The sequence below is a fragment of the Streptomyces blattellae genome, from assembly GCF_009709555.1.
In the GTDB taxonomy this organism is placed as follows: domain Bacteria; phylum Actinomycetota; class Actinomycetes; order Streptomycetales; family Streptomycetaceae; genus Streptomyces; species Streptomyces blattellae.
In genome coordinates, this window is the sequence record NZ_WJBG01000112.1 from 243707 (window position 1) to 270228 (window position 26522).

Here is a 26522-nt window from a genome sequence, read left to right on the forward strand (position 1 = left end):
CCTCCTATGAATCCGGCACTCCAGGGTCTCCTCGATCTGCTCGACCTGGAGCAGATCGAGGAGAACATCTTCCGCGGCCAGTCCCGGTCCGCCGTCGTCCCGCGCATCTTCGGCGGACAGGTCGCGGCCCAGGCGCTCGTCGCCGCCGGGCGTACGGTCCCCGAGGGCCGTCTCGCCCACTCCCTCCACGCGTACTTCCTGCGCATCGGCGACCCGGGCGCACCGATCGTCTACAACGTCGACCGCATGAACGACGGCCGTTCCTTCACCACGCGCCGCGCGGTCGCGGTCCAGCACGGGCAGCCGATCTTCGCGCTCTCGGCCTCCTTCCAGACGTACGAGGAAGGCTTCGACCACCAGGCCCTGATGCCGCCCGCCCCCGACCCGGCCACCCTCCCCACCGCCGAGGAACGGCTGTCGGCGTACGACCTCGCCCCCGAGGTCGTCGAGAAGATGCTGGAGGTGCGGACCGCCGTCGATCTGCGCCATGTCGACGACCCGCCGTACGGCCGCTACGGCGAGCCGCGCGAGCCGCACTCTCAGGTGTGGTTCCGCACCAACGGCAAGCTGCCCGACGACCCCCTGCTCCACGTGGTCCTCGCCACCTATGTCTCCGACATGACCCTCCTCGACTCGATCCTCCTCGCGCACGGGCGCGGCGGATGGGCGGTCGGGGACGTCGTCGGCGCCTCCCTGGACCACGCGATGTGGTTCCACCGGCCCTTCCGTGCCGACGAGTGGCTCCTGTACGACCAGGAGTCGCCCTCCGCGCACGGCGGCCGCGGCCTCGGTCAGGGCCGTATCTACACGCAGGACGGACAGCTCGCGATAACGGTGATCCAGGAGGGCTTGGTGCGCGCCCCCAGGGGCCCCGGGGCTAGGTGAGGCTGAGCCCGGCCTTGGACAGCAGATACGCCGTCAGCGGGTCGTAGTACCGCGGACTGAGGACGTGGTCGTCGAGGGGGACCGCGACCTGGAGGGTGCCTTCGGACTCGGCGAGGAAGAGGGCCGGGTCGTTGCAGTCGGCGTAGCCGACGGAGTCGACGCCGTGCTGGGCGGCGTATCCGGCCCAGCCGTGGTCGGCGACGACCAGGTCGGGCAGCGGGCGGCCCTCCTGCTCCAGGCCGGTGAGGATGGCGCGCATAGGGTCGCCGGAGTGCGTGTGCCACAGCGTGGCGCCGTGCTCCAGCATCGCCACGTCCGCGAACTGCATGACGTACCCCTCGTCCGTCTGCAGCCCGTCCGGGATGACGGCGATCTCGCAGCCGGCCGTGCGCAGCGCGGCGGCCGTCGCGCGGTGCACGTCGAGCAGGCCGCCGGGGTGGCCGGTGGCGAACAGTACCCGCTGTCCGCCGTCGGCCGCCTTGCGCAGCCGGGCCGCCATCCGCTCCAGGGCGTCGACCGTCAGCTCGGGGTCGATGGTGTCCTGGCCGTACCGGTGCTCCGGGTCGTCGTGCACGCCCACCCGCTCCGCCATCACCGCGAGCACGTCCTGCTCGTCCGTCCAGCGCTCGCCGAGTTCCAGGCCGAGCCGGTAGTGCCGGTCGCCGTTGGCCAACTTGCGATAGTGGGAGAGGTTGTTCTCGCGAGGGGTGGCCACGTCGCCCGCGATACGGGTCTTCACGAGGTGGTCGACGAGTTCGGCGCGGCTGGGGGTCCCGGGTATCGGCATGGGAACCATTGTGAGGCAGACACCTGTGCGAACCCCCGGCGTGCCGGTGGCGGGGCCCGACGTGATGGACGTTTCCTCCATTCTGTCGCGCCGCGGTGTACGAAACGTAGTCTTCGCAGCCGCTCTCCGGCCGCCTAGTGTCGACCCGGCTCCCGGCTCCCGGCTCCCCCGCTCCCCGGCTCCCCGGCTCCCGGCTCCCGGCTCCCGGCTCCCCCGTAGGGTCGTAGGCACAGCGTACAAAGGTAGTGCGGCAGTACATACATGATGAAGTGCAGGAAAGAAGGCATACGTCCATGAGCGGCACCGAGACGCCCCGCGGCCCCGTCGACTCCTCCCGCATCCCGCGGTACGCCGGACCCGCGACCTTCGCCCGGCTGCCGCGCCTCGACGAGGTCGGCCGCGCCGATGTCGCCGTGATCGGCGTGCCGTTCGACTCGGGCGTCTCCTACCGGCCGGGCGCCCGCTTCGGCGGCAACGCGATCCGCGAGGCGTCCCGGCTGCTGCGCCCGTACAACCCGGCGCAGGACGCGTCCCCCTTCGCGCTGGCGCAGGTCGCGGACGGCGGGGACATCGCGGTGAACCCCTTCGACATCAACGAGGCCGTCGAGACGATCGAGGCGGCGGCGGACGAGCTGCTGGGGACCGGCGCCCGCCTGATGACGCTGGGCGGCGACCACACCATCGCGCTGCCGCTGCTCCGCTCCGTCGCCAGGAAGCACGGCCCGGTGGCGCTGCTGCACTTCGACGCGCACCTCGACACCTGGGACACGTACTTCGGCGCGGAGTACACGCACGGGACGCCGTTCCGGCGGGCGGTGGAGGAGGGGATCCTGGACACCTCCGCCCTCTCCCACGTCGGTACGCGCGGACCGCTGTACGGCAGGCAGGACCTCACCGACGACGAGAAGATGGGCTTCGGCATCGTCACGTCGGCGGATGTCATGAGGCGCGGCGTCGACGAGATCGCCGACCAGCTGCGCGGGCGCGTCGGTGACCGTCCCCTCTACATCTCCATCGACATCGACTGCCTTGACCCGGCCCACGCGCCCGGCACGGGGACGCCGGAGGCGGGCGGCATGACGTCGAGGGAGCTGCTGGAGATCCTGCGCGGGCTGGCCGACTGCCACCTGGTCTCGGCGGATGTCGTCGAGGTGGCCCCCGCGTACGATCACGCCGAGATCACGTCGGTGGCCGCGTCCCACACGGCGTACGAACTGACCACCATCATGTCGCGCCAGATCGCGGCGGCCCGGAAGGACTCGGAAGCCAAGTGACCCACGACCACGACCTGGTGCTCCGCCCGACGCCGGCACAGATCGCAGCCGCCCTGAACCCGCCCCCCGGGCGCAACGGCGGAGACCTGGTCGTGGAGACGCTGGCGGCGCTGGGCACCACGACGGTGTTCGGGCTGCCCGGCCAGCACGCGCTGGGCATGTTCGACGCGCTGCGCCGCTCCGACCTGCGGTACATCGGCCTGCGCGTGGAGAACAATGCCGGGTTCGCGGCCGACGCGTACGGCCGGATCACGGGCGAGGCGGCACCGCTGCTGCTGTCGACGGGGCCGGGCGCGCTGACGTCACTGGCGGCGCTGCAGGAGGCGGCGGCGGCTTCGGCCCCCGTACTGGCGATCAGCAGCCAGATCCCGACGGCGGGGCTGGGCGGCGGCCGGCACGGCTATCTGCACGAACTCCCGGACCAGGCCGCGTCGTTCAGAGGCGTGGTGAAATCGGTCCACACGGTCCGCACCCAGTCCCAGATCCCGTCCGCGATCGAGGCGGCCTGGAAGTCGGCGCTGACGGCTCCGCACGGCCCGGTGTGGGTGGAGATCCCGCAGGACGTCCTCCTGGCCGAGACGTCGATCCCGGTGGTGACGGGCGGCGACGCCTTCCCCGAGGAGCTGCCGCCGCGCCCCGAACTGACGGCGCTGGCAGCCGACCTGCTGTCGAAGGCGGCCCGCCCGGCGATCATCGCGGGCGGGGGAGTGGTACGGGCGGACGCCTCGGGCAAACTCCGCCGGCTCGCCGAGCTGCTGCAGGCGCCGGTGGTCACCACGCCCGGCGGCAAGGGCGCGTTCCCCTGGAAGCACCCGCTCTCGCTGCAGTCGTGGATCGAGGACCGGCACACCACGGACTTCCTGGAGGACGCGGATGTCCTGCTGGTGGTCGGCTCGGGTCTGGGAGAGGTGTCGTCCAACTACCACACGTTCAAGCCACGCGGCCGGGTCATCCAGATCGAGGCGGACCTCGGCAAGCTGGAGTCCAACCACCCGGCGCTGGGCATCCACGCGGACGCGCGGCTTGCGTCGCAGGCGCTGCTGGAAACGGTGACTCCGCGCGAGGACGCAGGCGCCGCCGAGCGCGTCCGTGAGGTCCTCGCGAAGGTCGCCGACCGTATCGCGGCCCAGGAACTCACCCTGGAACAGGGGGTGCTGGCGTCGGTCCGGCGGGCCCTCCCCGCCGACTCCCCGTCCTTCTGGGACATGACGATCCTCGCGTACTGGGCCTGGTCGGCCTTCGACGCCAAGGGCCCCAACCTCCTGCACTCCGCCCAGGGCGCCGGCGGCCTCGGCTACGGCTTCCCGGCGGCGCTCGGCGCCGCTGCCGCCGACCCGGCCCGCCCGGTGCTGGCGGTGTCCGGCGACGGCGGCGCCCTGTACTCGATCGCCGAGCTGGCGACGGCCAGGCAGTACGACCTGCCGGTCACCTGGCTCATCATCGACGACGGCGGCTACGGCATCCTGCGCGAGTACATGACCGACGCGTTCGGCGAGCCGACGGCGACGGAGCTGACGCGGCCGGACTATGTGGCGCTGGCGGAGTCTTTCGGGGTGCCGGGGGTGCGGACGACCCCGGAGGCTTTGGAGGCCGACCTGGCGAAGGCACTGGCGTCACCCGGCCCGTCTGTGGTCGTGCTCCCGGCGGTGCTGCGGATGTTCGCGCCGACGCATCTGGGTTGAGGGCGCACGGCGAAGCGGGCGGCCAAGTCGGCGCGACCGTCGAGTGTCGCGGAACTGCGCATCGAGGTGATTGCGTCTCGTGATCGTGACGACTTCACGTGCCTTGCTGCGAAGTGCGGGCCCTGACGACCTGGACCAGATCACCGCCCTGCATACTCAGGCGCGCACGGCGTACTACCGAGCAGGTGGATTGCCGGATGCGGAGCTCACCTCTCCTGAGGCATGCTCTCGTCGGCGGGAGATGTGGCTGCGTGCCATCAAGGGCGACACCCGGTTGGTGCTGTGCGCCGTGCGAGAAGGCGAGACGGTGGGTGTCCTGGCGATGGGCCCACCACTCGATGCTGACGTGGACCCAGCGGCTGTCGGGCAACTTCACCAGATCCACGTCCGACCGGGGTGTTGGGGACAGGGAATCGGCAGTCAGCTGCACGCGGCTTTCGTGCGGTACCTTCGCGACGCGTCCTTGACGGCCGGGGTGCTCGAAGCGTGGGAGCGCAATCGCCGCGCCCAGGCTTTCTATGCCCGGCACGGATGGCAGCCCGATGGGCACCATCGGGCTGGTCCTGGTGACGCGAACTACGTCCGTATGCGCCTCGACCTGGGTCCGGCTGCTCGGCCGGAGCGCTTGCGAGCCGGCTCCCGGGGATGACGGGAGCCGGATGGATGACCGGCCGGAGACCTACCAGATCGCTTCCACCCACTCCGGGTGGTCGATGAACGGGTTGCGGTTGCCCTGGTAGGTGTCGTAGATGATCTCGTTGCGGTTTTCCTCGAAGGCGTTGGGCGGGTCGTCGTCGTTCCACTGCTTCAGGACGGAGAGGCGGCCGTGGTAGGGGACGCTGCCGTTGGAGACCGAGTCGTTGGGTTCGAGGTCGGCGAAGGCGTCGTCGCCCTCGTAGCGGACGGCCATGTAGAGGATCATGCGGGCGACGTCGCCCTTGACGGCGTCGCGGGGCTCGAAGGAGTTCGAGTCGGTGAGGCTGCCGCCGGAGTTGGTGAAGCTGCTGCCGCCGTTGTCGAAGTCCTTGTTTCCGCGGGTGGAGTTGACCTGGACGTCCTCGGGGCGGAGGTGGTGCAGGTCGGTGCCGGGGCCGGCCGAGGTGCCGAAGTCGCCGTGGGACTGGGCCCAGACGTGCTCGCGGTTCCAGTTGCCGGTGTTGCCGCCGTTCAGGGACTTGCTGCGGGAGATGCCCGAGTACAGCAGGATCACGTTGTTGCTGTTGTTCGGGTCCTGGTCCGTCACCTTCAGCGCGTCCCAGACCGCCGAGTACGACAGGGTCGTCTGGTCGCTGATGATCGTGTGCAGCGAGTTCTTCAGCGCCGTACCGGTCCTGCCGATGGCGTCGGCGTAGTACGTGTCGTCGTACGCCGTGGTCGTGGCCGCGGCGGGGGTCGCGGTCAGTGTCGAGGCGGTGAGGCCGACCAGGACGGCCGCGGTGGTCAGAGCCACGGGCTTCCAGTGCCGGATGCGTGTCGCCAGCATAAGGGGGGTCCCATCTACGCGGGTTGAATGGAGGCGGCACATGGGAGAGTGACATGGACATGTGGCGGTGTAAATGGACTCCGCGTGTCCATTTGATGACCGGGGGCGGCAAATCGACTCTTGTCTACGCGAGTTGACGCACCGAAGCGGCCCCTGAGCGGGAAGTCAGGGGCCGTTGGGCTGGATCGACAGGAGGTGCTCAGTGGATCAGCTGACGTTTGACGGGTCCAGGCGGTAGATCGACGACTCGGTCGATTCGGTCGATGTGCCTCCCGTGCCGGAGTCGGAGGTCGAACTGGTGCTGTACTCGCTCTCCTTCACCGCCGTGCCGTTCTTCTGCACCCACTCCGTCACCTCGGTGGAGAGGGTCGAGCCGCCGCCGGGGCCGCCGCCCATGCCCGAGCCGCCGATCTGGATGTAGTGCAACTTCCCCTTCTTCACCAGCTCCTTGAGCTTGGCGAGGGTCATCGCCTGGTCGGAGCCCGACCAGCCCCACATGGAGATCACGGGCTCGCCGCTGCTGACGATGAGCTGGGCCGCGCTCTGCGAACTGGAGACGGCGAGCAGCCAAGTGGCGCCGTCCTGGTGCTTCTTGAGGTACGAGATGAGTTCGGTCCCGGCGGCGCCTCCGCCCATGCCGCCTCCGCCCATGCCGCCTTCGCCGCCGGGGCCGCCGCCCTGGACGCCGTTCTGGGACGTGCCGCCGCCGGGCATCGCGCCGTTCTGGCCATCGCCGCCCGGGAGGCCGCCGCCCTGCTGGGTGCCGTCCTGCTGCGTATCGCCGGATGCGCCGCCAGTGCCACCGGATGCGCCGCCAGCGCCACCGGATGTGCCACCGGACGTGCCTCCGGATGCGCCACCACTGGGTGCTCCGCTGGGTGCTCCACTCGGCGCCCCACTCGGCGCCCCGCTGGGCATGCCCCCGCCCGGGAAGTCCCCGGCAGCCTGACCGTCCTGCTGTCCGGACTGCCCGCTCTGGTCGCTCTGCCCGCTCTGGCCGCCCTGCTGCCCGCCACCCGGCATCCCCCCTCCGCCGAAGCCTCCGCCGCCCCGGCCCGGCCCGCCGCCGAGGCCGCCACCCGTCGACGGACCCGCCGTCGGGTTCGTACCGCCCATGCCGCCGCCCGAACCGGACGGCACCGACCAGGCGTACGCCGCCGGGCCCGCGACCGCCGCGACGATCGCGGCGGCGAGGGACACCGACAGGAGACGCACCCGCGTGCCCGACCGGAAGACGAGCAGCCCGACGACCGCCAGCGTCATGACGACCGCGATCGTCGGCCACAGCCAGGTGTTCCAGCCGGAGGCGCGGCGCAGCAGGACGGCGGCCCAGACACCGGTGATCGCGAGGCCCGCCGGCAGCACCCACACCCAGCGCTTGTCGGTGCGGAAGGCGCGCAGCAGCATCAGGCCGCCGCCTCCGCACAGCGCCGCGATGCCGGGCGCGAGCGCGGTCGTGTAGTACGGGTGCATGGTGCCCTCGGCCATGGCGAAGGTGAGGTAGTGCAGCGCGGTCCAGCCGCCCCACATCACCAGCGCGGCCCGCGTCATGTCGGTACGCGGGGCCCGGCCGCACAGCACCAGGCCGCCGATGCAGGCGATCGTGGCGAAGGGGATCAGCCAGGAGATCTGGCCGCCGAGGATGTCGTTGAAGAGACGGCCGATTCCCGCCGTACCGGAGAAGCCGCCTCCGCCACCGCCGCCTCCGCCGTTGCCCTCGCCGCCGAAGATCCGGCCGAGGCCGTTGTAACCCATGATCAGGTCCCACGCGGTGCCGTCCGTGGAGCCGCCGATGTACGGCCTCTCGGACGCGGGGACGAGCGAGACGGCGGCCGCCCACCAGAAGCTGGAGACCGCCAGGACGACGGTGGCTACGGCCAGGTTGATGATCCGCTTCACGAGCTTCGGCCCGGCCGCGTACAGGTAGACCGCGAAGACGGCGGGCAGGGCGATGTAGCCCTGGAGCATCTTCGTGTTGAAGGCGAGCCCGAAGCACACGGCCGAGCCGAGCAGCGGCAGCAGCTTGCCGTTCCGTGTGGCGCGGAGCGCGAGCGCGGCGCCGGCCACCATCAGCAGCACGAGGAGCGTGTCGGGGTTGTTGTCCCGGTTGATGGCGACGGTGATCGGGGTCAGTGCCAGGACCAGCGCGGCGACGGCCGCCGCCGCGTGGCCCCAGACCCGCTGCACGCAGGAGTGCAGGATCCAGATCGTGCCGAGGGCCGCCGCGATCATCGGTGCCATCATCTGCCAGGTGCCGTAGCCGAAGACCCGGCACGACAGGCCCATGACCATCAGCGCGAGCGGCGGCTTGTCGACGGTGAGGAAGTTGCCGGCGTCCAGCGAGCCGAAGAACCACGCCTTCCAGCTCTCTGTGCCGCTCAGCACGGCCGCGCTGTAGAAGCTGTTGAGGCCGGACGACGACAGGTTCCAGGAGTACAGCGCCGCCGCAAGGATCATGATCGCGAGGAGCGCGGGGAGCGACCAGCGTGGTGCCTCGTCCGGGAGTGCCGCGTCACGGGTCGGCGGCGGGGGTTCGGGGGTCGCGGTCGTGCGGGGGAGTGGATCAGTCGCTGAGGTCACCCGCGCATCGTGCAAAGGAGGGGTGGGTGCGGGCTGTGCCGTACCTGGCCCTCGGCTTTGAATCGGCCAAGGGCCGGGTCATGGTTGGTTCAGCCCTTGACCAACCGGCCGCTGTCACCGCTGACGATCAGCTCTGACGTTCAACGCTGACGTTCAACTCTGACGTTCAACGCTGACCTTCGGCTCTGACGTTCGGCTCTGACGATCACCGCCGACGAACACCAGGCCCAGCGCGAGCACGCCCAGCCCGCACCAGGAGACGGCCGGCAGGCGTTCGCCGAGGACGGTGACGCCCAGAAGCGCGGCGACGGCGGGCTCGGCCAGGGTCAGGGACGTCGCCGTCGACGCGGGGGTGTGGCGCAGCCCGTAGCCGAAGAGCCGGTAGGCGAGAGCGACCGTGAACAGGGCCAGGTAGACCGCCACCGCCGCGCCGCGTGTCGTGGTCAGCCACTGCGTGTCCAGGAACAGCACGAGCGGCAGGACGAGCAGCCCGGCTCCGCCGAACAGCACGCCCATCACCGCGTCGGACGCGTGTCCGCGCCTGATGAGCCGGCCGCAGATCAGCGCGTAGACGGCGTACGACAGTCCGGCGCCCGCGGCGAGCCCGACGCCGGTCAGGTCCATCGGCGTGGAGTGCCTGCCGAGGGCGGGGCCGAGCACCAGCAGGGCGCAGCCCAGCACGGCCGCCGCCGTCGCGAGCGTCCAGCGTGCGGTGGGCCGGGCCTGTCCGGTGGCCCAGGACAGCAGTCCGGCGAAGACCGGCGCGCTGCCGAGCGTGATCACCGTCGTCACCGCGACGCCGGTGCGGGCCACCGCCGGATAGAAGGTGGCCGGATATCCGGCCACCGCCAGCGCGCCCAGCACCAGCAGCCACCGCTCACGGTGTGTGCAGACGGCGGGCAGTGAGCGGGCGCCGCGGGAGGTCAGGAACAGCAGGATGCCGCCGAGCACGAGACCGGCGCAGCCGATCGCCGCCGCGGGGGCGCCGGCGGGGGCCAGGGAGGAGGTGGTGCCGGTCGTGCCCCACAGCACGGACGAGATGAGGATGGGCGCGGGGCCGGTGAGGAGGCGCGCGTCCGGGCGCGCGGGAGTCGAAGTGGGAGTCGAAGCGGGGGTCAAGGGGGTGGTGCGGTTCGGCACAGTCGTGTCTTCCGTCGTCGAGTGCGTCTGCGTCCGCGCGTCTGCGTCCGCGCGTCTGGGACCGGGTCCGAAACGGGCGCACGACGACGGCCCCTCACCGCCCGGTGGGTCGGTCGGGGCCGGGGAAAACGAACCCTCGGCGGCTGCGCCCGGTCAGGCGCAGGGAGGGGGCGTGACGGCGTGCCAGTACGTACTCATGCGGGGAGCGTACCGGGTCGTACAGTGGGCGTGATGAGCGCGAGCCGACGCTTCACGGGCTGGTCTCCCGTCCGTCACCGGCCCGCCCTACGGTGACGCCCATGCGCCTGAGAAACATACGAACCGTGCTCGCGACCGCCACCGCAGGCCTCGCCGCGGCCACCTGCCTCACCGCCGCGGCGCCCGCCGACGCGGGGACCGGCACGCAGAGCGGCCATGCCTGTTCGCCCTCCGTCGCCATCGAGGGCTTCTCCGACGCCCTGGACAAGACGACGTACCAGGGCACCTATGCCGGCAACTTCTCCGCGCTCGCCGTGGACCGCAACGGTGACCTCGCCGCCGTCTCGGACCGCTCGGCGCTGTTCACCCTGGACCGCGGGACCCTCCAGCCGAAGAGCGTCGTCGCGCTCGCCGACGAGAGCGGCGCCGCGCTGGACTCCGAGGGCCTTGTCGTGGACGGCGACGGCACCCGGCTGATCAGCTCCGAGACCGAGCCGTCCGTACGCCGCTACTCGCGCGACGGCAAGATCCTCGACCGTCTCCCGGTACCGGCCTCCCTCCAGGTCGCCCCGGCCGGTCGGGCCGTGACCAATGGCACCTTCGAGGGCCTGACCATGCTCCCCGGCGGGCGCACCCTGCTGGCGTCGATGGAGTACGCGCTGTCCGGCGACGCCCCCGGCATCGTCCGCTGGCAGACCTGGACGTGGCACCACGGCACCTTCGAGCCCGGCGCCCAGTACGCCTACCAGGCCGACCCCGGCCTCGGCGTCCCCGAGGTCACCGCGCTGCCCGACGGCCGCCTCCTCGTCCTGGAGCGCGGCTTCACCTCCGGCGTCGGCAACACCGTCCGCCTCTACCTCGCCGACCCGCGCCGCGCGACCGACACCGGCGGCACCGACACGCTGACCGGCCAGGACGGCGTACGGCTGGTGAAGAAGACCCTCCTCGCCGACCTCGTGAACTGCCCGTCACTGGGAGCGACCGCCAAGCAGCCCCAGCCCAACCCGCTCCTCGACAACATCGAAGGCATGGTGGTCACGGGCCGGACCAAGGGCCGCCTGCATGTGCTCCTGGTCAGCGACGACAACCAGAACGCGGCGCAGACGACTCGCTTCTACGATCTCCGCGTCCGCATCTGATCACCACGGTGATCACCACGGCGATCACCACGGCGAGGGATGAAATCCGCTTCATTCCGCGTTGGTGCCTTCCGTAGATTTAACAGAACGGGGAGGCACCGACGTGGCACCGCCGCAGGGGCAGGGCTGGGCGCGCAGGCTGTGGGCGTACGCCTGGCGCTACCCCAAGGATGTCGTCCTGGCCCTCGGTTCCTCCCTCGCGGGCATGGCCGTCATGGCGCTGGCCCCGCTGATCACCAAGGTGATCATCGATGACGTGATCGTCGATCACAGCAGGTCGATGGCGGTCTGGGCGGGCGCCCTGATCGGCGCCGCGCTCCTCGTCTACGTCCTCACCTACATACGCCGCTACTACGGCGGCCGGCTCGCCCTCGACGTCCAGCACGACCTGCGGACCGAGATGTACGGCACGATCACCCGCCTCGACGGCCGCCGGCAGGACGAGCTGTCCACCGGTCAGGTCGTCGGCCGGGCGACCAGCGACCTTCAGCTGATCCAGAGCCTGCTGTTCATGCTCCCGATGACCATCGGGAACTTCATGCTCTTCCTGATCTCCCTGGTCGTCATGGCGTGGCTGTCGCTCCCGCTCACGCTCGTCGCCCTCGCGGTCGGGCCGGCGATCTGGTTCATCGCCAAGCGCAGCCGCACCAAGCTGCACCCCGCCACCTGGTATGCCCAGGCCCAGGCCGCCGCGGTCGCGGGCGTCGTCGACGGCGCCGTCAGCGGCGTACGCGTGGTGAAGGGGTTCGGGCAGGAGGAGCAGGAGACCGGGAAACTGCGGGAGGTCGGACGGAAGCTGTTCGCGGGGCGGCTGCGCACGATCCGGTTCAACTCCACGTACACCCCCGCCCTCCAGGCCGTCCCCGCGCTCGGCCAGGTCGCGATGCTCGCGCTGGGCGGCTGGCTCGCCGTCCGCGGCCACATCACGCTCGGCACGTTCGTCGCCTTCTCCACTTACCTCGCCCAGCTCGTCGGCCCGGTCCGGATGCTCGCCATGGTCCTCACCGTCGCCCAGCAGGCCCGCGCCGGCACGGAGCGCGTCCTGGAGCTGATCGACACCGAGCCGACGTTCGACGGGGGCGGCAAGACCCTGCCCGCCGACGCCCCGGCCACCGTCGAGTTCGACGACGTCTCCTTCGCCTACGAGGGCGCCTCCGGCACAACCAGCCCCGTCCCCGTCCTGTCCGGCCTCTCCTTCGAGATCCGCCCCGGCGAGACCCTCGCCGTCGTCGGCTCCTCCGGCTCCGGCAAGTCGACGGTCTCGCTGCTGCTGCCCCGCTTCTACGACGTCACCCACGGCGCCGTCCTCATCGGCGGCCACGACGTCCGCGAGCTGACCCTCGACTCGCTGAGGGCCGCGATCGGGCTGGTCCCCGAGGACTCCTTCCTCTTCTCGGACACGGTCCGCAACAACATCGCGTACGGCCGTCCGGACGCCACCCGGCAAGACATCGAGCAGGCCGCCCGCGCCGCCCAGGCGGACCGTTTCATCAGGGAACTCCCCGACGGTTACGACACCAAGGTCGGCGAGCACGGCCTCACCCTCTCCGGCGGCCAGCGCCAGCGCGTCGCCCTCGCCCGCGCGATCCTCACCGACCCGCGGCTGCTGGTCCTCGACGACGCCACCTCCGCGGTGGACGCCCGCGTCGAGCACGAGATCCACGAGGCGCTGAAGCACGTCATGGAGGGCCGGACGACTCTGCTCATCGCCCACCGCCGCTCGACCCTCAATCTGGCCGACCGCATCGCGGTTCTCGAAGACGGTCGGCTCGCCGACATCGGCACCCACGACGAACTCCAGCAGCGGTCGGCGCTCTACCGCCGCCTGCTCACCGACCCGGACGAACTCGGCGGCGTCTCGCCCGGCCACGCCCAGCCCGCCTGCCCGCGGGAGGACACCTCCGTACGGGACTCCGTACGGGACTCCGTACGGGACGAGCTGGACGCCGGGTTCGACGCCGAGCGGGGCATCACGCCCCGGCTGTGGGCGGGCGAGCGCACCCCGCGCGACCTCGCGATGGACGGCACCCCGGCCACGCCCGAACTCCTCGCCCAGGTGGACGCGCTGCCGCCGGCGACCGACACCCCGGAGATCGACGAGGCACGCGCCGTGACACCCGAGGAGAGCTACGGCCTGCGCCGGCTCCTGCGCGGCTTCGGCCTGCCCCTCCTCGTGAGCCTCGGCCTGGTCGCCGTGGACGCGGGTATGGGGCTCCTGCTGCCCGTCCTGATCCGGCACGGCATCGACAGCGGCGTCTCGGAGATGGTCCTCGGCGCGATCTGGGCGGCGTCGCTGCTCGGACTGCTCACCGTGCTGATCCAGTGGGCGGCGCAGGTCGGCGAGACCCGGATGACCGGACGCACGGGCGAGCGCGTCCTGTACTCCCTCCGTCTGAAGATCTTCGCCCAGCTCCAGCGGCTCGGACTCGACTACTACGAGCGGGAGCTGACCGGACGGATCATGACGAGGATGACGACGGACGTCGACGCGTTGTCGACCTTCCTGCAGACCGGTCTGGTCACGGCGTTCGTCTCGGTCGTCACCTTCTTCGGCATCATGGTGGCCCTGCTGGTGATCGACGTACAGCTGGCGCTGGTCGTCTTCGCCACCCTCCCGCCGCTGATCATCGCCACGGTCTTCTTCCGCCGCGCGAGCGTGAAGGCGTACGAACTCGCCCGGGAACGCGTGTCGTTGGTCAACGCCGACCTCCAGGAGTCGGTGTCCGGGCTGCGGATCGTGCAGGCGTTCCGGCGCGAGCGGGACGGCGGGCGGCGGTTCGCGGAGCGGAGCGACAGCTACCGCCAGGCCCGTGTCCGGGGGCAGTGGCTGATATCGGTGTACTTCCCCGGAGTGCAGTTGCTGGCGTCGGTCGCCGCGGCGGCCGTCCTGATCGTGGGCGCCGGGCGGGTCGACGACGCCACGCTCACCACCGGCGCGCTGGTGGCGTACCTCCTCTACATCGACCTGTTCTTCGCCCCCGTCCAGCAGCTCTCCCAGGTCTTCGACGGCTACCAGCAGGCGACGGTCTCGCTGGGCCGCATCCAGGAGCTGCTCCAGGAGCCGGCCTCGACGAAGAGCGCCGGCGAGCCGCTCGACGTGCGCCGGCTGCGGGGCGAAGTCGCCTTCGAGGACGTGCACTTCGCGTACGGCTCCACCGGCGGACCCGAGGAGGCCCTCACCGGGATCCACCTCGACATCCCCGCCGGCCAGACCGTCGCCTTCGTCGGCGAGACCGGCGCCGGCAAGTCGACCCTCGTCAAGCTGGTGGCCCGCTTCTACGACCCCACCGCCGGCCGCGTCACCGTCGACGGCACCGACCTCCGCGCCCTCGACCTCACGTCGTACCGGCACCGCCTCGGCGTCGTCCCGCAGGAGGCGTACCTCTTCCAGGGCACCGTCCGTGACGCCATCGCCTACGGCCGCCCCGACGCCACCGACGCCGAGGTGGAGACGGCGGCCCGTGCGGTCGGCGCGCACGACATGATCGCCACGCTCGAAGGCGGGTACCTGCACGAGGTCGCCGAGCGCGGCCGCAACCTCTCCGCGGGACAACGCCAGCTGATCGCGCTGGCCCGCGCCGAGCTGGTCGACCCGGACATCCTCCTCCTCGACGAGGCCACAGCCGCCCTGGACCTGGCCACCGAGGCCCTGGTCAACCAGGCCACCGACCGCCTCTCAGGCCGCCGTACGACCCTCGTGGTCGCCCACCGCCTGACCACCGCGGCCCGCGCGGACCGCGTCGTGGTCATGGCCCACGGCCGGATCGCCGAAGACGGCACCCACGAAGAACTCCTCGCCCGCGGCGGACAGTACGCCGAGTTGTGGCGCACGTTCGCCGGAATCGCGGGGGAGGACACGGCGGCGGTGGCCTGACGGGTCGTCGGCGTGCCGACGGGGCTGTCCGCCGAGGACGCCACGCACCGCGCGGGGCGGGCGGTACGTCGAGTTGCGGTGGGCGTTCCTCGGGTGGTGCGGGGCGAGGAGCTGGTCGGGGGGCGGTGGTGGGGGGAGTGGGGGGCGGCGGTGGGGGTGCAACCGTCCGATACATGTCAGGCGTCCGTACACCCGTACGCTTATGGACGGGGTGCGGGAGGGACGACAGTGGACAGTGGTGCGATACGCCGAGGGCTGGCGCTCGGCGTCGCCGTGCTCACCACATCCGGGCTGCTCGCGCTCACGGCACCGGCGGAGGCGCACGCGGCGGCCAAGCCCTGTGCCGGCCGCAAGGTCAGGACGCTCACCTTCTCGACCGGCATGGTGCGCGTCTACAAGCAGGGCCGCGAGGTCTGCGCCGTCACGCTCGCCAAGAACCCCGGCCCCGCGCGGACGATGTCGGTCAGTGTGCAGGTGCGCGGCCATCGCCCGGTCGCCTACAAGGACAAGCGCGTCCGCCGCATCAGCACGCCGCTGGTCTACATGGGCCACCGGAGCGTGCGCGTCAAGGGCGCGGTGGGTCGGGGATCGGTCAGCAGCGGCTGGATCCGGTACTGAGGCGGCGCCGACGCGGTAGCGACGCGGGTTTCCGACGCAATACCGACGTACAGGTTTTCAACAGGATTTACTCATCGGCCTGTCATGTCCCCTGGTATTCAGGTGACTTGCTCCGCTAGCTTCCGGCGCACATCTGTATTCACCGGGAGGGTGCATGCGCAAGGCGCTCAGATGGCTGCTGGCGCTCACAGTGCTCATAGGCACACTGAGTACGGCGGGGGCGGCCACAGCCGCCGAGCCGGAAGCCACCGGCACCGCTGATATCGCTGACATCAAGGAGAAGCTGCTCTCCGTTCCGGGCATGAGCCTGGTCGAGGAGAAGCCGTACACCGGCTACCGCTTCTTCGTCCTCAACTACACCCAGCCGATAGACCACCGGCGCCCGTCCAAGGGCACGTTCCAGCAGCGCATCACCGTGCTGCACAAGGACGAGTCCCGCCCGACGGTCTTCTACACCGGCGGCTACAACGTCTCCACGACGCCCCGCCGCAGCGAGCCGACCCAGATCGTGGACGGCAACCAGGTCTCCATGGAGTACCGCTTCTTCACCCCGTCGCGTCCCGACCCGGCCGACTGGACCAAGCTGGACATCTGGCAGGCGGCCAGCGACCAGCACCGCATCTTCGAGGCGCTCAAGCCGGTCTACGACCAGAACTGGCTCTCCACGGGCGGCTCCAAGGGCGGCATGACCGCCACCTACTACGAGCGCTTCTACCCGCGCGACATGGACGGCGTCGTCGCCTACGTCGCCCCCAACGACGTCGTGAACAACGAGGACTCCGCCTATGACGACTTCTTCGCCACCGTCGGCACCGAGGAGTGCCGCGACCGCCTGAACGGCGTGCAGCGCGAGGCGCTGGTGCGCCGGGAGCCGCTGGAGAAGCGGTACGCGGCCTACGCGGCGGACAACGGCTACACCTTCGACACCATCGGCAGCCTCGACAAGGCCTACGAGGCCACCGTCCTCGACTACGTCTGGGGCTTCTGGCAGTACAGCCTGCTGTCCGACTGCGACACGATCCCGGCGGACGCCGAGAACGCCACCGACGACGCCATCTGGAACTCCATCGACACCATCGCCGGGTTCTCCTTCTACACGGACCAGGGCCTGGAGCCGTACACGCCGTACTACTACCAGGCGGGTACGCAGCTGGGTGCGCCGACGATCGTCTTCCCGCACATCGAGGAGAAGTACATCCGCTACGGCTACCAGCCGCCGCGCAACTTCGTCCCGCGGTCGATCCCGATGAGGTTCCAGCCGTACGTCATGAAGGACGTCGACAGCTGGGTCCGGCACAACGCGCGGCAGATGATGTTCGTCTACGGCGAGAACGACCCGTGGGGCGCCGAGCCGTTCCGCCTCGGCAAGGGCGCGCGGGACAGCTACGTCTTCACCGCGCCGGGCCTCAACCACGGCGCCAACGTCGCGGGCCTCGTCGCCGACGAGAAGGCCCTGGCCACGGCGCGGATCCTGGAGTGGGCGGGCGTCGCGTCCAGCGCCGTACAGTCGAACCCCGCGGCGGCCGAGCCACTGGCCCCGTTCGACGCCAAGCTGGACAAGCGCGACATCGAGCGCGAGCCGACGCTGCGTCCGTGACGCGTGAGCCGACGCTGCGTCCGTACCGCGCGAGCCGACGCTGCGTCCGTGACGCGTGAGCCGACGCTGCGTCCGTGACGCGTGAGCCGACGCTGCGTCCGTACCGCGCTGCGTCGGTGACGTATGAGATGTGCCCGGACGCATGAGGTGTGCCCGGCCGTTGCTCACAGCGGCCGGGCGCAGCCCACCGGATCCGTCCCGCCCAGCTGGATGTACAGCGCCGTCGACGCCGGGCACTGCGTACGCCTGCCGACGGCCTTCGTCACCTCGTACTCGGGCTCCTGCTTGCCCTCGCCCCCGTTCTCGCCCGCGCCCTTGCCCTCGCCCGCGCAGGACGTCTCGCGGACCTGCCCGTCGCCGGAGCTGTAGACGCAGTCGCCGACGATGGTGCGGGGACCGCCTCCGCCGCCGGGGTCGCCGGGGTGGGGCGGGGAGAGGTTGCGCATGCAGGCGTAGCCCTGCGGGATCGTTCCGTCGCCGTCCTCGTCGGCCAAGGCCGGTGCCTTGTCGCTGATGTGGAGGACGAAGTCCGTGGTCCCGGGGCACAGCGGCCCGTCGCCCACCCGGCCCTCGTACCGCGCCACGACCCGCGCCGCCGCCCGTTCACCGGTGCACGGCACCTCGGTGAAGCTCGTCGTACCGAAGGAGCTGCACTCGTCGACCGCGAGGAACACCGCGCCGTGGCCGGAGGGCTGCGTCGGGGCCGCCCCGCCGCTGCCGCCCGGCGTCTCCTCCTCCGCTGCCGCGGGCCGGTCGGAAGCTATGCCCTGACAGCCCGTCAGCAGGGTGACGAGCAGCGCCGTCAGCACGCACACCGCCACCCCCACGGAACCCTTTTCACGCATCGCCATCCCCCCCCGGCACCCCCCGGCACCCCCTGACACCCCTCCGCCCCCCGGCCCAGCGTGACCCGCCGAGGCGGGCGCACGCCAGACGCGCCGGGATGCTTTGCGCCCATTAATGGTTGTACGCCGGGCGCATGACGTATGTGTGCTACGTCCGGTACGACAGCCCATGCCCGACCGGATACAGCACCCGCGCCGGATCGTCGGCCCGCAGCACCGGCACCGGCAGCCTCCCGCGCGGCAGCACCTGCCCGGCGATCACGCGCGCCGCGGCGCGCAGTTCCACATCCGTCCAGGAGTACGACGCCAAGTACGCCTGGACGGCGGGCAGTTGGGCCACGTCGTAGGGATTGCGGGTGGCGACCGCCACCACCGGCTTCCCGGTCGCCAGCAGTTCCTGGACCAAGGTCTTCTGGGTGCTGCTCGCCGTGACGTTGTACGTCCCGACCACGACGGCGTCCGCCTCGCCCGCCGCGGCCACGGCGGCGCTTATGGTCGCCGAGGCCGGTGCCGTACCGGTGGACAGCCTGGTGGCGGTGAAGCCGAGTTCGGTGAGGGCGGCGGCGAGGACGCCGGTGGGCGGTCCGGTCGTGCCGGACGGTGAGGCGGGGTCGGCGCCTACGACGAGGAGCCGGGGGTGCTCGCGGGTGGACAGGGGCAGCAGTCCGCCCTCGTTGACGAGGAGCGTGGTCGTCCGCTCGGCGATGCGGTCCGCGGCGGAGAGGTGGGCCGGGGTGCCGACGTTCCGGTCGACGCCGCCGGGGCTGACGTAGGGCGCGTCGAACAGGCCGAGCTTCGCCTTCAGCCGCAGGATGCGCAGCACCGACTCGTCGAGCCGCGCCTCGTCGAGTTCCCCGTCCTCCACGGCCTGGAGCACCGCGTTCCATGCGACGTCCAGCTTCGGCGGGTTGAGGAGCTGGTCCACACCGGCCTTGAGCGCGAGCACGGGCACGCGGTCGTCGCCGTACTTGGTGCGCACGCCCTCCATCCCGAGGGAGTCGGTGACGACCACTCCGTCATAGCCGAGCTCCTCGCGCAGGATGCCGGTGAGGATCGGGCGGGAGAGGGTGGCCGGGTCGCCGGAGTCGTCGAGGGCGGGGAACTGGATGTGCGCGGTCATGATCGAGTCGATGCCCGCGCGGATCGCGGCCCGGAAGGGCTCGGCGTCCAGCTCTTCCCATTCCTCCCGGCTGTGCGTGATGACCGGGAAGCCGTAGTGGCTGTCGACGGTGGTGTCCCCGTGGCCCGGGAAGTGCTTGGCGGTCGCCGCGACGCCCGAGCCCTGGTACCCGGCGATTTCGGCGGCGACCAGACCCGCCACCGCGCCGGGTTCGGAGCCGAAGGAGCGGACACCGATGACCGGGTTGGCGGGATTGACGTTGACGTCGGCGACGGGGGAGTAGTTCTGCCGGATGCCGAGGGCTCGCAGCTCTTGCCCGGCGATACGGCCGAGGGAGCGTGCGTCGGTGCGTGACCCGCCCGCGCCGATGGCCATCGCGCCCGGGAAGAGGGTGGCGGGTTCGCCGACTCGGCACACTATCCCGTGCTCCTGGTCGGTGGAGACGAGGACGGGCAGCCCGCGCGGCCGCTGGAGCGAGGCGCGCTGGATGCCGTTGGACAGGTCGGCGATCTGACGGGGGTCGCGTGTGTTGTGCGCCCAGGTGAAGTAGATGATGCCGCCGACGTGGTACTCGGCGATGAGCTCGGCGGCGTTGCGGACGCCGATCTCATCGAGGTTGGCGTCGATGTCGGCCTGGTCGGGGGCGGTGGCGGAGTGGCCGTAGACCCGCATGACGAACAGCTGCCCGACCTTCTCGGGCAGCGTCATACGGGAGATGAGAGAGCGGAGCCTCTTGTCGTCCGCGTAGGCGGTTCCGCCCACGGCGAGGGTGGCGGCGACGCCTGCGGTGGCGGCCAGAACGGTACGTCTGGAGGGCACGTGCGCTCCTTCCGGAAATGATCCACTGAAAGAAACTTCCGAGGAGCCACCAATATCCGGGAAGTTTCTGCCAGTCAAGGGAGGGCACACGGAGCGGCTCTGCTGAAGTCGGCGGCGGTTCGGCGGCGCCCCCGAAGGGGCGCGGGGAACTGCGCGACCAGCCACGACGAACCCGCAGACGATCGACGGCCAATCGTGGCCCTCCCGCGGAGCGAAAGGCCGCCATCGGCGCAGTTGGAGGGGGGTGCGCCGATGGCGGTGTGCTGCCGGCCGCGGTACGGCGGAGAGGGTGGGTCAGCGTTCGCAGCCAGCAGCGAGGCCGACACCGCATCACGGTGACTCTCCGGCAGCTTGCGGGTTGGACGAGCGGGGGTGGGGCCGGGTTCCCGGCTCGGCCCGGATTCCCGGAAGTTGGTGACCCGGGGTTCAACGGGACGGATGGGCCGTAAGTTTGAGCCACGGATGGGCCGTCCGTCACCTTGGGTCATGGATGGGCCGTCCGTCACCTTGGGTCATGGATGGGTCGTCCGTCACCTTGGGTCATGGATGGGTCGTCCGTCACCTTGGGCCACGGAAACCGTACGCATGCCGACGACGGTGACGACCGGGCGACCGTCCGTGGTCCATCCCGTGGACGCGAGGACACCGAGGGCGCGGGTCGGGCGATCATGAGGCCATGCCTGTTGTCGACATCCCCGGTTCCAAGTCCATCACCGCCCGCGCCCTCTTCCTGGCGGCGGCGGCCGACGGGGTCACCACCCTCGTACGCCCGCTCCGCTCCGACGACACGGAAGGCTTCGCGGAAGGCCTGACCCGCCTCGGCTACCGCGTGGGCCAGACCCCGGACACCTGGCAGATCGACGGCCGCCCGCAGGGCCCGTCCGTGACCGAGACGGACGTGTACTGCCGCGACGGCGCGACGACGGCCCGCTTCCTGCCGACCCTGGCGGCGACGGGCGCCGGGACGTACCGCTTCGACGCGTCCCCCCAGATGCGCCGCCGCCCCCTGCTGCCCCTGTCCCGTGCCCTGCGCGACCTGGGCGTGGACCTCCGGCACGAGGAGACGGAGGGTCACCACCCCCTGACCGTCCGGGCGTCGGGAGTCGAGGGCGGCGAGGTGACGCTCGACGCCGGCCAGTCCTCGCAGTACCTGACGGCATTGCTGCTGCTGGGCCCGCTGACCCGCAAGGGCCTGCGGATCAAGGTCACCGATCTGGTCTCGGCGCCGTACGTGGGGATCACCATCGCGATGATGCGGGCGTTCGGCGTGGAGGTCGGGCGGGACGGGGACGACTTCGTGGTCCCGCCGGGCGGCTACCGGGCCACGACCTACGCGATCGAACCGGACGCCTCGACCGCGAGCTACTACTTCGCCGCGGCGGCCGTCACGGGCGGCGAGGTCACGGTCCCCGGGCTGGGCGCCGGGGCCCTCCAGGGCGATTTGGACTTCGTCGACGTACTCGGCCGGATGGGCGCGCAGGTGACGGTCGGTGCGGAGAGCACGACGGTCAGGGGGACAGGCGAACTCCGCGGTCTGACGGTCAACATGCGGGATATTTCAGACACCATGCCGACCCTGGCCGCGATCGCGCCGTTCGCCTCCGGCCCCGTGCGGATCGAGGACGTGGCGAACACGCGGGTGAAGGAGTGCGACCGGCTGGAGGCGTGCGCGGAGAATCTGCGGCGGTTGGGGGTGGAGACGGCGACGGGCCCGGACTGGATCGAGATCCGGCCGGGGGCTGCCGGTGGCCTTGTGGGTGCGGAGATCAAGTCGTACGGCGACCACCGCATCGTCATGTCCTTCGCGGTGACGGGGTTGCGGGTGCCGGGAATTTCGTTCGACGACCCGGGGTGTGTGCGGAAGACTTTCCCGGGGTTCCACGAGGCGTTCGCGGAGCTCAGTCTGTAGAGACCGAGGGGCGTCGCAGGTGAGCTTCAAGCTGGAGGGCCCGGCTCTGGAGGGCGAGTTGGTGCGCCTGGAGCCGCTGGAGCACCGGCACGCGGCCGACTTGGCGGTGGCGGCGGAGGAGGACCGGGGGACGTACGAGTTCACGTGGGTGCCGCGGGCGGAGGAGGCCGGCGCGTACATCGACGCGCAACTCGCCCGCGCGGCAACGGGCCGCCTGGCTCCGTACGCCCAGGTGTCGGTCGCCTCGGGACGAGCGGTCGGTACGACGTCGTACTGGGAGCCGCGCTCCTGGCTCTCCGACGACCGCCTGGACGCCATCGAGGTCGGCTTCACCTGGCTGGCGGCGTCCGCTCAGGGCACGGGGCTGAATGCGGAAGCCAAGCTGCTGCTGTTCCGGCATGCCTTCGAGGAGTGGGCCGTGTCCCGGGTGGATCTGAAGACGGACGCCCGCAACACCCGCTCCCGCGCGGCCATCGCAGCGACCGGCGCCCACTTCGAGGGGGTGCTGAGGAACTGGTCCCGTTCATGGGCTCCGGGGGAGGACGCGCGGTTGCGGGACTCGGCGATCTACTCGATCACGGCGACGGAGTGGCCGGAGTGCCGGAAGCGACTGGAGGGCCGGCTGGCCAAGGCGTTGGCACGCTGAACGGAGTTGAGCGGTTGCCGTGGGGCCGCCCGCTTCTTGGCCAGTGTCGTACTTCCGCGAGCCGAGTAAAGGGCGCTCCACTTCGTTCCGCGTCGGCTGCGCCGATGGCCCTCCGGGCCACCCTTGACTCGGCTCGCTCCAGCACGGGTTGGAAGCGAGCGAGCGGCCCGGAAAGGCGGGTGGCCGAGGCGTGTGTGCGTGCTGGCCGGCTGCGACGCGGACCGGGGTCGGGGGCGCGTCAGCGCCTCGCAGGCACGCCGGGCCGGTTTGGCGGCTTGCGGCGGGTGGGGGGCTGCGGGTGCGGGTGGGCAGGGCGCGGGCAGGGCGGACGTGTCGGCGGGGCGGGGGCACGCCGGGTCGGCTCAGCGACTTGCGGCCGGTGGGCGCTGCGGCTGCGGGTGCGGCTGTCATCAACCTCGCTTGTCACACCAGCCTCAATCACCGAGCCTCGGACGGTGATTGGTGCGTCTGTCCCACCGGTGGGGCGTTCGAGCTGGGACCTTACTCACCCCGGGTGAGACAGATCCACCAATCGTTGAGCAAAGCCGCCCACTGGCCACACGCCGCCGCCCCGGCACGCCCCCACCCCACCCACTCAGGCTCAGCCGCTGAGCCGACCCGGCGTGCCCCCGCCTCGCTGACGCGTCCGACCTGCCCGCGCCCTGCCCACCCGCACCCGCAGCTCCCAGGCCGCAAGCCGCTGAGCCGACCCGGCGTGCTTGCGAGGCGCTGACGCGCCCCCCACCCCGGCCCGCCCCTCGGCCAACCGAAGAGGCTGCCCCTGGCCACCCGTCTTTCCGGGCCGCTCGCTCGCTCCAGCACGACACTGACCAAGAAGCGGGCGGCCCCAACGGTCACTTCACGGCATGGGTGAGGAAGTCGGCCCAGGCGGTGGCAGAGATGGTGAGGTACGGGTTGTCGGGGGTCTTGGAGTCGCGGATGTGGATGGCGGAGGTGGTGGCGACCTCGACGCATTCGCCGCCGCTGGAGTCGCTGTAACTGCTCTTGAACCACGTCAGTTCAGTCATAGCTCACCTGCCAACTGCTCGATCAGGGCTACGGATTCCTCCGGGCGGAGGGCCTGCCGACTGATCATCGCACAGCGGCGGGCAAGGACCCCGACCTCGTCCGGCTTGGATACGAGCATGCTGTGGCCGTTGCCCTCCATGCAGACGAGGGTGGTCTGTTCCGGGGTTTCGAGCACGGTCAGCGGTCCTTGCAGTCCCGCGTGCCCCGTCGTGCTCGATGGCATGACCTGGATCACCACGTTGGGACGCCGGGCGCAGGTGAGCAGGTACTCGTACTGGGCCCGCATGGCCTCGGGGCCGCCGACCTGGCACCGGAGGCGCCGCTGAACTCGTCCGTCGCCGGCTTCGCGCAGGTCTCCACCGCGCTCACCGCCGCACCCGAGTAGGCCATGAGGTCGCCCAACTCGTTCTGCGAGAGCGCCTTTGCCGTACGCAACAGCCGCAGCACTTCCGCGAAGTACTGCGCGGCGGGCGAGGATGATGTCTTCTTGGTCTGCCCCATCGCAGCTGTCCCCCTCAACACGACTCAATCTCAACACGACTCAACCCAACTCAACGCGCCCACACCGCCAGTCGTCGTCGGCGACCGTTGACGCACGGTCACTACCCAAGGTAGCGACCAGGACCGACAGTCGTAAGGTGAACACGGAAAGTCACCCCCTCATGCCCGGCCCCACTCCTGGCGTCGCTCCTTCATGCCGGTCTCCGAGAACATCCCCGAGGTCCGGCTCGGTGCCCGACTGGTCCTCGCCTCCTGGTCGGTGCCCGAGGACGCGAGCGAGACAGTCGTGCTGATCCTGTCCGAGCTGGCGGCGAACGCCGTACGGCATGCCCGGACCCCCGGCCGTACCTTCGACACCTCCCTCGCCTACGACGGCGAGAAGACGATCGAGATCGAGGTCGGCGACGGATCACCGGATCTCCCGGTGCTCAAGCCCTATGACCCGGACGCCACTTCAGGCCGGGGCCTGCTCCTCGTAGAGGCCCTCGCCGACGGCTGGGAGGTCCGGCACCGGGAGTCCGGCAAGTCCGTGTGGGCCCGCGTCGTATTTTCGGGCTGCAAAGGGATGCATGGGCTGAGCGCAGCTCATGTGCTGTCGACGTGACGGGTTCGGGGTGGTTGCGGGGTCCTTCGGTGTCAGCCGAAGTCCCTGGCCACCGCGTCCGCCGCCGACGTGCCCGACCCCTGCTCGGGCACGTACGGCTGCTGTACCGCCGCGAGCCGGGCCGTGTCGGCAAGCTCCTGGTCGGTCGTCCAGTCGATGGAGCGAAGGATCTCCGCGAAAAGCTGCGAGTGCAGGGCCCAGGCGTTCTCGGAGATGCTGGACAGCTCGAACGTGAGCAGCTCCGGAACCCGAGGCAGAGGCAGGAAGACCTGGATCAGGTTCCGGGGGACCTGATGGGTCTGGCCGTCCGGGGCGATCTCCGCGGGGAGGGCGATCCAGTCGCGGGCGATGCGGCTGACGGCGCGCAGCTGCGGCAGTTCGATGATGCCGACCTCGTCGTCCGGAAAACGTTCACCGAGCGCCTCGGCCATCAGCTCGCAGGCCTGTTCCTCGTCGCCGGGGAGGCGCGGGGTGTGGGTGACGGCGAGGCTGGAGACGGAGGGTTCGCCCTCGTGCTCGATCAGGCAGAGTCCGGCGTAGACGGCGTCGGCGCCGATGAGCTGGCCGACGGACTGGATCAGCAGGCGGGCAAGAGTGTGCTGTTCGGTGGGGGCACGGTGGGGGAGCAGGTCGCGCGCCAGCTCGTACAGGCGGTCGGCCGTTGCGTCGAGGTCGTCGGCGTCATCGACGGCCAGCGGCAGGTCGTGGACGAAGTCCGGCTGTATCCAGCCGATATGGAGAGGGCCGGTGCTGAGCCGGTAGGCCTGCAGGGCCCCGGTGGGGGCGGTCATGACAGTCATGGCGACGGCTCCGTTACGCGTCGGGGATCGGCGAGGTCTGAGGCAGAGTCCCGGGGAAGATGTCGCGGAAAGCCGGAAGGTGGGGCTGGGCGTGGAGCCAGAGTGTCGTCCAGGAGCCGTCGTCAAAGCCGATCTGATAGCCGCGGGGAGGCTTCCCCTCGGTGACATCGCGGGTCCACTTCAGGTGCTTACGCGGCAGTGACCAGGCAAGCTGTGCGAACTCGGCAGTGCGTTCGGGGTGCCGGCGATGCGTGTTCACATGGATCACCTCAAGCGACTCGCGGCGAACGGCGAGGAACTCGCGCACTTGGCATCGGGACACGGGCTGCATTGCCTCGACGAGGGACCCCGCGATGCTGTCCCAGCTGCCGAAATGTGCGGTCAGGTGCTTGTGTTGATCCTGAGAGGCCGACCATGCGCGGAGTTTCCTGCGCTCCTCGGCTGTGGTGGGCACCTTGGAACCCTGCCACCGGGACCATTCCCAGTCCCCGCTCAGGAAGGCCGCGACCTGAAAGAGCGGGTGCGTCCAACGAATTCCTCGCGTCTCCGCTTCGATCAGCACGAAAGGGCGGCCCGCCCGACGTGCTTTGGGCATGTTGGCCATGCCCGCGCTGGCAAGGAAGATGGCCTCAACGTCCGATGTCGCCAATGTCCGGTAAATCAGCTTCCGGTGCTTCTCGTCGGGGAGTTCGGCGGCGCCGCCGTGGCCTGAAGGCAATGTCATGTATCCCTCTTCACATCGAGCGGGTTCCTAGTAGGCCAGCGTGCTATGGAAGGCTTCGCTGCTCGGCGCGGTGGTGGATGGCTGAGGACTTGAGTCCTGTCCTGTTGCCTGCTGGTAGATTCCCCTGCCGAACGAAGTGGCCTTGAGTGTTCCTTGGGTGATTCCGTTTACGGCCACTTGCTCGGTCTCGGTGAATACTTTGCCGAACAAGATTCACTACGTGCGGGATGTGACGTTCGGCGAGGATGCCTCGCGCATCCGCAGCGGC

At 70.7% G+C, this 26522-nt stretch carries 22 protein-coding genes; 11 read left to right on the forward strand and 11 right to left on the reverse strand.

What is annotated here, in order from left to right; genetic code table 11:
* Nucleotides 1-6: 6 nt before the first annotated feature.
* Entirely contained in the window at nt 7-885 is an 879-nt protein-coding gene (locus GFH49_RS06655) for an acyl-CoA thioesterase (protein ID WP_155054820.1), read from the forward strand.
* Here GFH49_RS06655 and GFH49_RS06660 read toward each other — a convergent pair.
* The gene (locus tag GFH49_RS06660; RefSeq protein ID WP_155054821.1) at nt 878-1672 is read right to left on the reverse strand and encodes a phosphatase; all 795 of its coding nucleotides are present in this window, start codon (nt 1670-1672) and stop codon (nt 878-880) included. The two genes, GFH49_RS06655 and GFH49_RS06660, sit on opposite strands and share 8 nt — an antisense overlap.
* Before the next feature lie 293 nt (nt 1673-1965).
* Here GFH49_RS06660 and speB point away from each other — a divergent pair, with 293 nt between their 5' ends.
* From speB to GFH49_RS06675, 3 genes are all read left to right on the forward strand, one after another.
* Entirely contained in the window at nt 1966-2946 is a 981-nt protein-coding gene (gene speB, locus GFH49_RS06665) for an agmatinase (protein ID WP_155054822.1), read from the forward strand.
* Complete coding sequence (locus GFH49_RS06670; protein WP_155054823.1) at nt 2943-4628, forward strand: thiamine pyrophosphate-binding protein; 1686 nt, start codon at nt 2943-2945, stop codon at nt 4626-4628. The genes speB and GFH49_RS06670 overlap by 4 nt, the downstream gene beginning before the upstream one ends.
* Nucleotides 4629-4713: 85 nt before the next feature.
* A complete protein-coding gene (locus GFH49_RS06675; protein ID WP_230396193.1) occupies nt 4714-5277 on the forward strand; it encodes a GNAT family N-acetyltransferase in 564 nt (187 codons plus the stop codon).
* Between the two features lie 30 nt (nt 5278-5307).
* On the opposite strand, the gene GFH49_RS06680 is transcribed toward GFH49_RS06675, so the two are convergent.
* The 3 genes from GFH49_RS06680 to GFH49_RS06690 form a co-directional block, all read right to left on the reverse strand.
* Nucleotides 5308-6111, reverse strand: a complete 804-nt coding sequence (locus GFH49_RS06680; protein ID WP_155054824.1) for an endonuclease I family protein — start codon at nt 6109-6111, stop codon at nt 5308-5310.
* Nucleotides 6112-6318: 207 nt separating this feature from the next.
* Nucleotides 6319-8691 (reverse strand): ArnT family glycosyltransferase, encoded by a 2373-nt coding sequence (locus tag GFH49_RS06685; protein WP_155054825.1) that lies wholly within the window; start codon nt 8689-8691, stop codon nt 6319-6321.
* Nucleotides 8692-8844: 153 nt separating this feature from the next.
* A complete protein-coding gene (locus GFH49_RS06690; RefSeq protein ID WP_155054826.1) occupies nt 8845-9831 on the reverse strand; it encodes a DMT family transporter in 987 nt (328 codons plus the stop codon).
* A gap of 299 nt (nt 9832-10130) precedes the next feature.
* On the opposite strand from GFH49_RS06690, the gene GFH49_RS06695 reads away from it, so the two are divergent.
* The 4 genes from GFH49_RS06695 to GFH49_RS06710 all read left to right on the forward strand — a co-directional run bounded on the left by GFH49_RS06695 (nt 10131) and on the right by GFH49_RS06710 (nt 17257).
* Nucleotides 10131-11168 (forward strand): esterase-like activity of phytase family protein, encoded by a 1038-nt coding sequence (locus GFH49_RS06695; protein ID WP_155054827.1) that lies wholly within the window; start codon nt 10131-10133, stop codon nt 11166-11168.
* 103 nt (nt 11169-11271) lie between these two features.
* Nucleotides 11272-15042 carry an ABC transporter ATP-binding protein gene (locus GFH49_RS06700; protein ID WP_155054828.1) on the forward strand — a complete coding sequence of 1257 codons (3771 nt, stop codon included), beginning with the start codon at nt 11272-11274 and terminating at the stop codon, nt 15040-15042.
* Nucleotides 15043-15270: 228 nt separating this feature from the next.
* The gene (locus tag GFH49_RS06705; protein ID WP_155054829.1) at nt 15271-15660 is read left to right on the forward strand and encodes a hypothetical protein; all 390 of its coding nucleotides are present in this window, start codon (nt 15271-15273) and stop codon (nt 15658-15660) included.
* A gap of 154 nt (nt 15661-15814) precedes the next feature.
* Nucleotides 15815-17257 (forward strand): S28 family serine protease, encoded by a 1443-nt coding sequence (locus tag GFH49_RS06710; RefSeq protein WP_155054830.1) that lies wholly within the window; start codon nt 15815-15817, stop codon nt 17255-17257.
* Between the two features lie 164 nt (nt 17258-17421).
* On the opposite strand, the gene GFH49_RS06715 is transcribed toward GFH49_RS06710, so the two are convergent.
* Together GFH49_RS06715 and GFH49_RS06720 are read right to left on the reverse strand one after the other, a co-directional pair.
* Nucleotides 17422-18102 (reverse strand): hypothetical protein, encoded by a 681-nt coding sequence (locus tag GFH49_RS06715; RefSeq protein WP_155054856.1) that lies wholly within the window; start codon nt 18100-18102, stop codon nt 17422-17424.
* 148 nt (nt 18103-18250) lie between these two features.
* Nucleotides 18251-20041, reverse strand: coding sequence for a glycoside hydrolase family 3 protein (locus GFH49_RS06720; RefSeq protein ID WP_155054831.1), 1791 nt, complete (start codon nt 20039-20041; stop codon nt 18251-18253).
* 676 nt (nt 20042-20717) lie between these two features.
* Here GFH49_RS06720 and aroA point away from each other — a divergent pair.
* Entirely contained in the window at nt 20718-21950 is a 1233-nt protein-coding gene (gene aroA, locus GFH49_RS06725) for a 3-phosphoshikimate 1-carboxyvinyltransferase (protein ID WP_155054832.1), read from the forward strand.
* A 19-nt stretch (nt 21951-21969) separates the two neighbouring features.
* Nucleotides 21970-22596 (forward strand): GNAT family N-acetyltransferase, encoded by a 627-nt coding sequence (locus tag GFH49_RS06730; protein WP_155054833.1) that lies wholly within the window; start codon nt 21970-21972, stop codon nt 22594-22596.
* An 854-nt stretch (nt 22597-23450) separates the two neighbouring features.
* Here GFH49_RS06730 and GFH49_RS06735 read toward each other — a convergent pair.
* Genes GFH49_RS06735 through GFH49_RS39940 form a run of 3 tightly spaced genes read right to left on the reverse strand, consistent with a single transcriptional unit; the run spans nt 23451 to nt 24126 of the window.
* Entirely contained in the window at nt 23451-23624 is a 174-nt protein-coding gene (locus GFH49_RS06735; RefSeq protein ID WP_155054834.1) for a DUF397 domain-containing protein, read from the reverse strand.
* On the reverse strand, nt 23621-23911 hold the full coding sequence (locus tag GFH49_RS39935; RefSeq protein ID WP_230396185.1) for a Scr1 family TA system antitoxin-like transcriptional regulator: 291 nt from the start codon (nt 23909-23911) through the stop codon (nt 23621-23623). The genes GFH49_RS06735 and GFH49_RS39935 overlap by 4 nt, the downstream gene beginning before the upstream one ends.
* Nucleotides 23857-24126, reverse strand: coding sequence for a helix-turn-helix domain-containing protein (locus tag GFH49_RS39940; protein ID WP_230396196.1), 270 nt, complete (start codon nt 24124-24126; stop codon nt 23857-23859). The genes GFH49_RS39935 and GFH49_RS39940 overlap by 55 nt, the downstream gene beginning before the upstream one ends.
* 193 nt (nt 24127-24319) lie before the next feature.
* Between GFH49_RS39940 and GFH49_RS06745 the strand changes: the two genes are divergently transcribed.
* Entirely contained in the window at nt 24320-24730 is a 411-nt protein-coding gene (locus tag GFH49_RS06745; RefSeq protein WP_155054835.1) for an ATP-binding protein, read from the forward strand.
* Between the two features lie 32 nt (nt 24731-24762).
* Here GFH49_RS06745 and GFH49_RS06750 read toward each other — a convergent pair whose 3' ends face one another.
* A complete protein-coding gene (locus GFH49_RS06750; RefSeq protein ID WP_155054836.1) occupies nt 24763-25530 on the reverse strand; it encodes a hypothetical protein in 768 nt (255 codons plus the stop codon).
* Between the two features lie 13 nt (nt 25531-25543).
* The gene (locus tag GFH49_RS06755) at nt 25544-26254 is read right to left on the reverse strand and encodes a hypothetical protein (RefSeq protein WP_155054837.1); all 711 of its coding nucleotides are present in this window, start codon (nt 26252-26254) and stop codon (nt 25544-25546) included.
* Between the last annotated feature and the right edge of the window lie 268 nt (nt 26255-26522).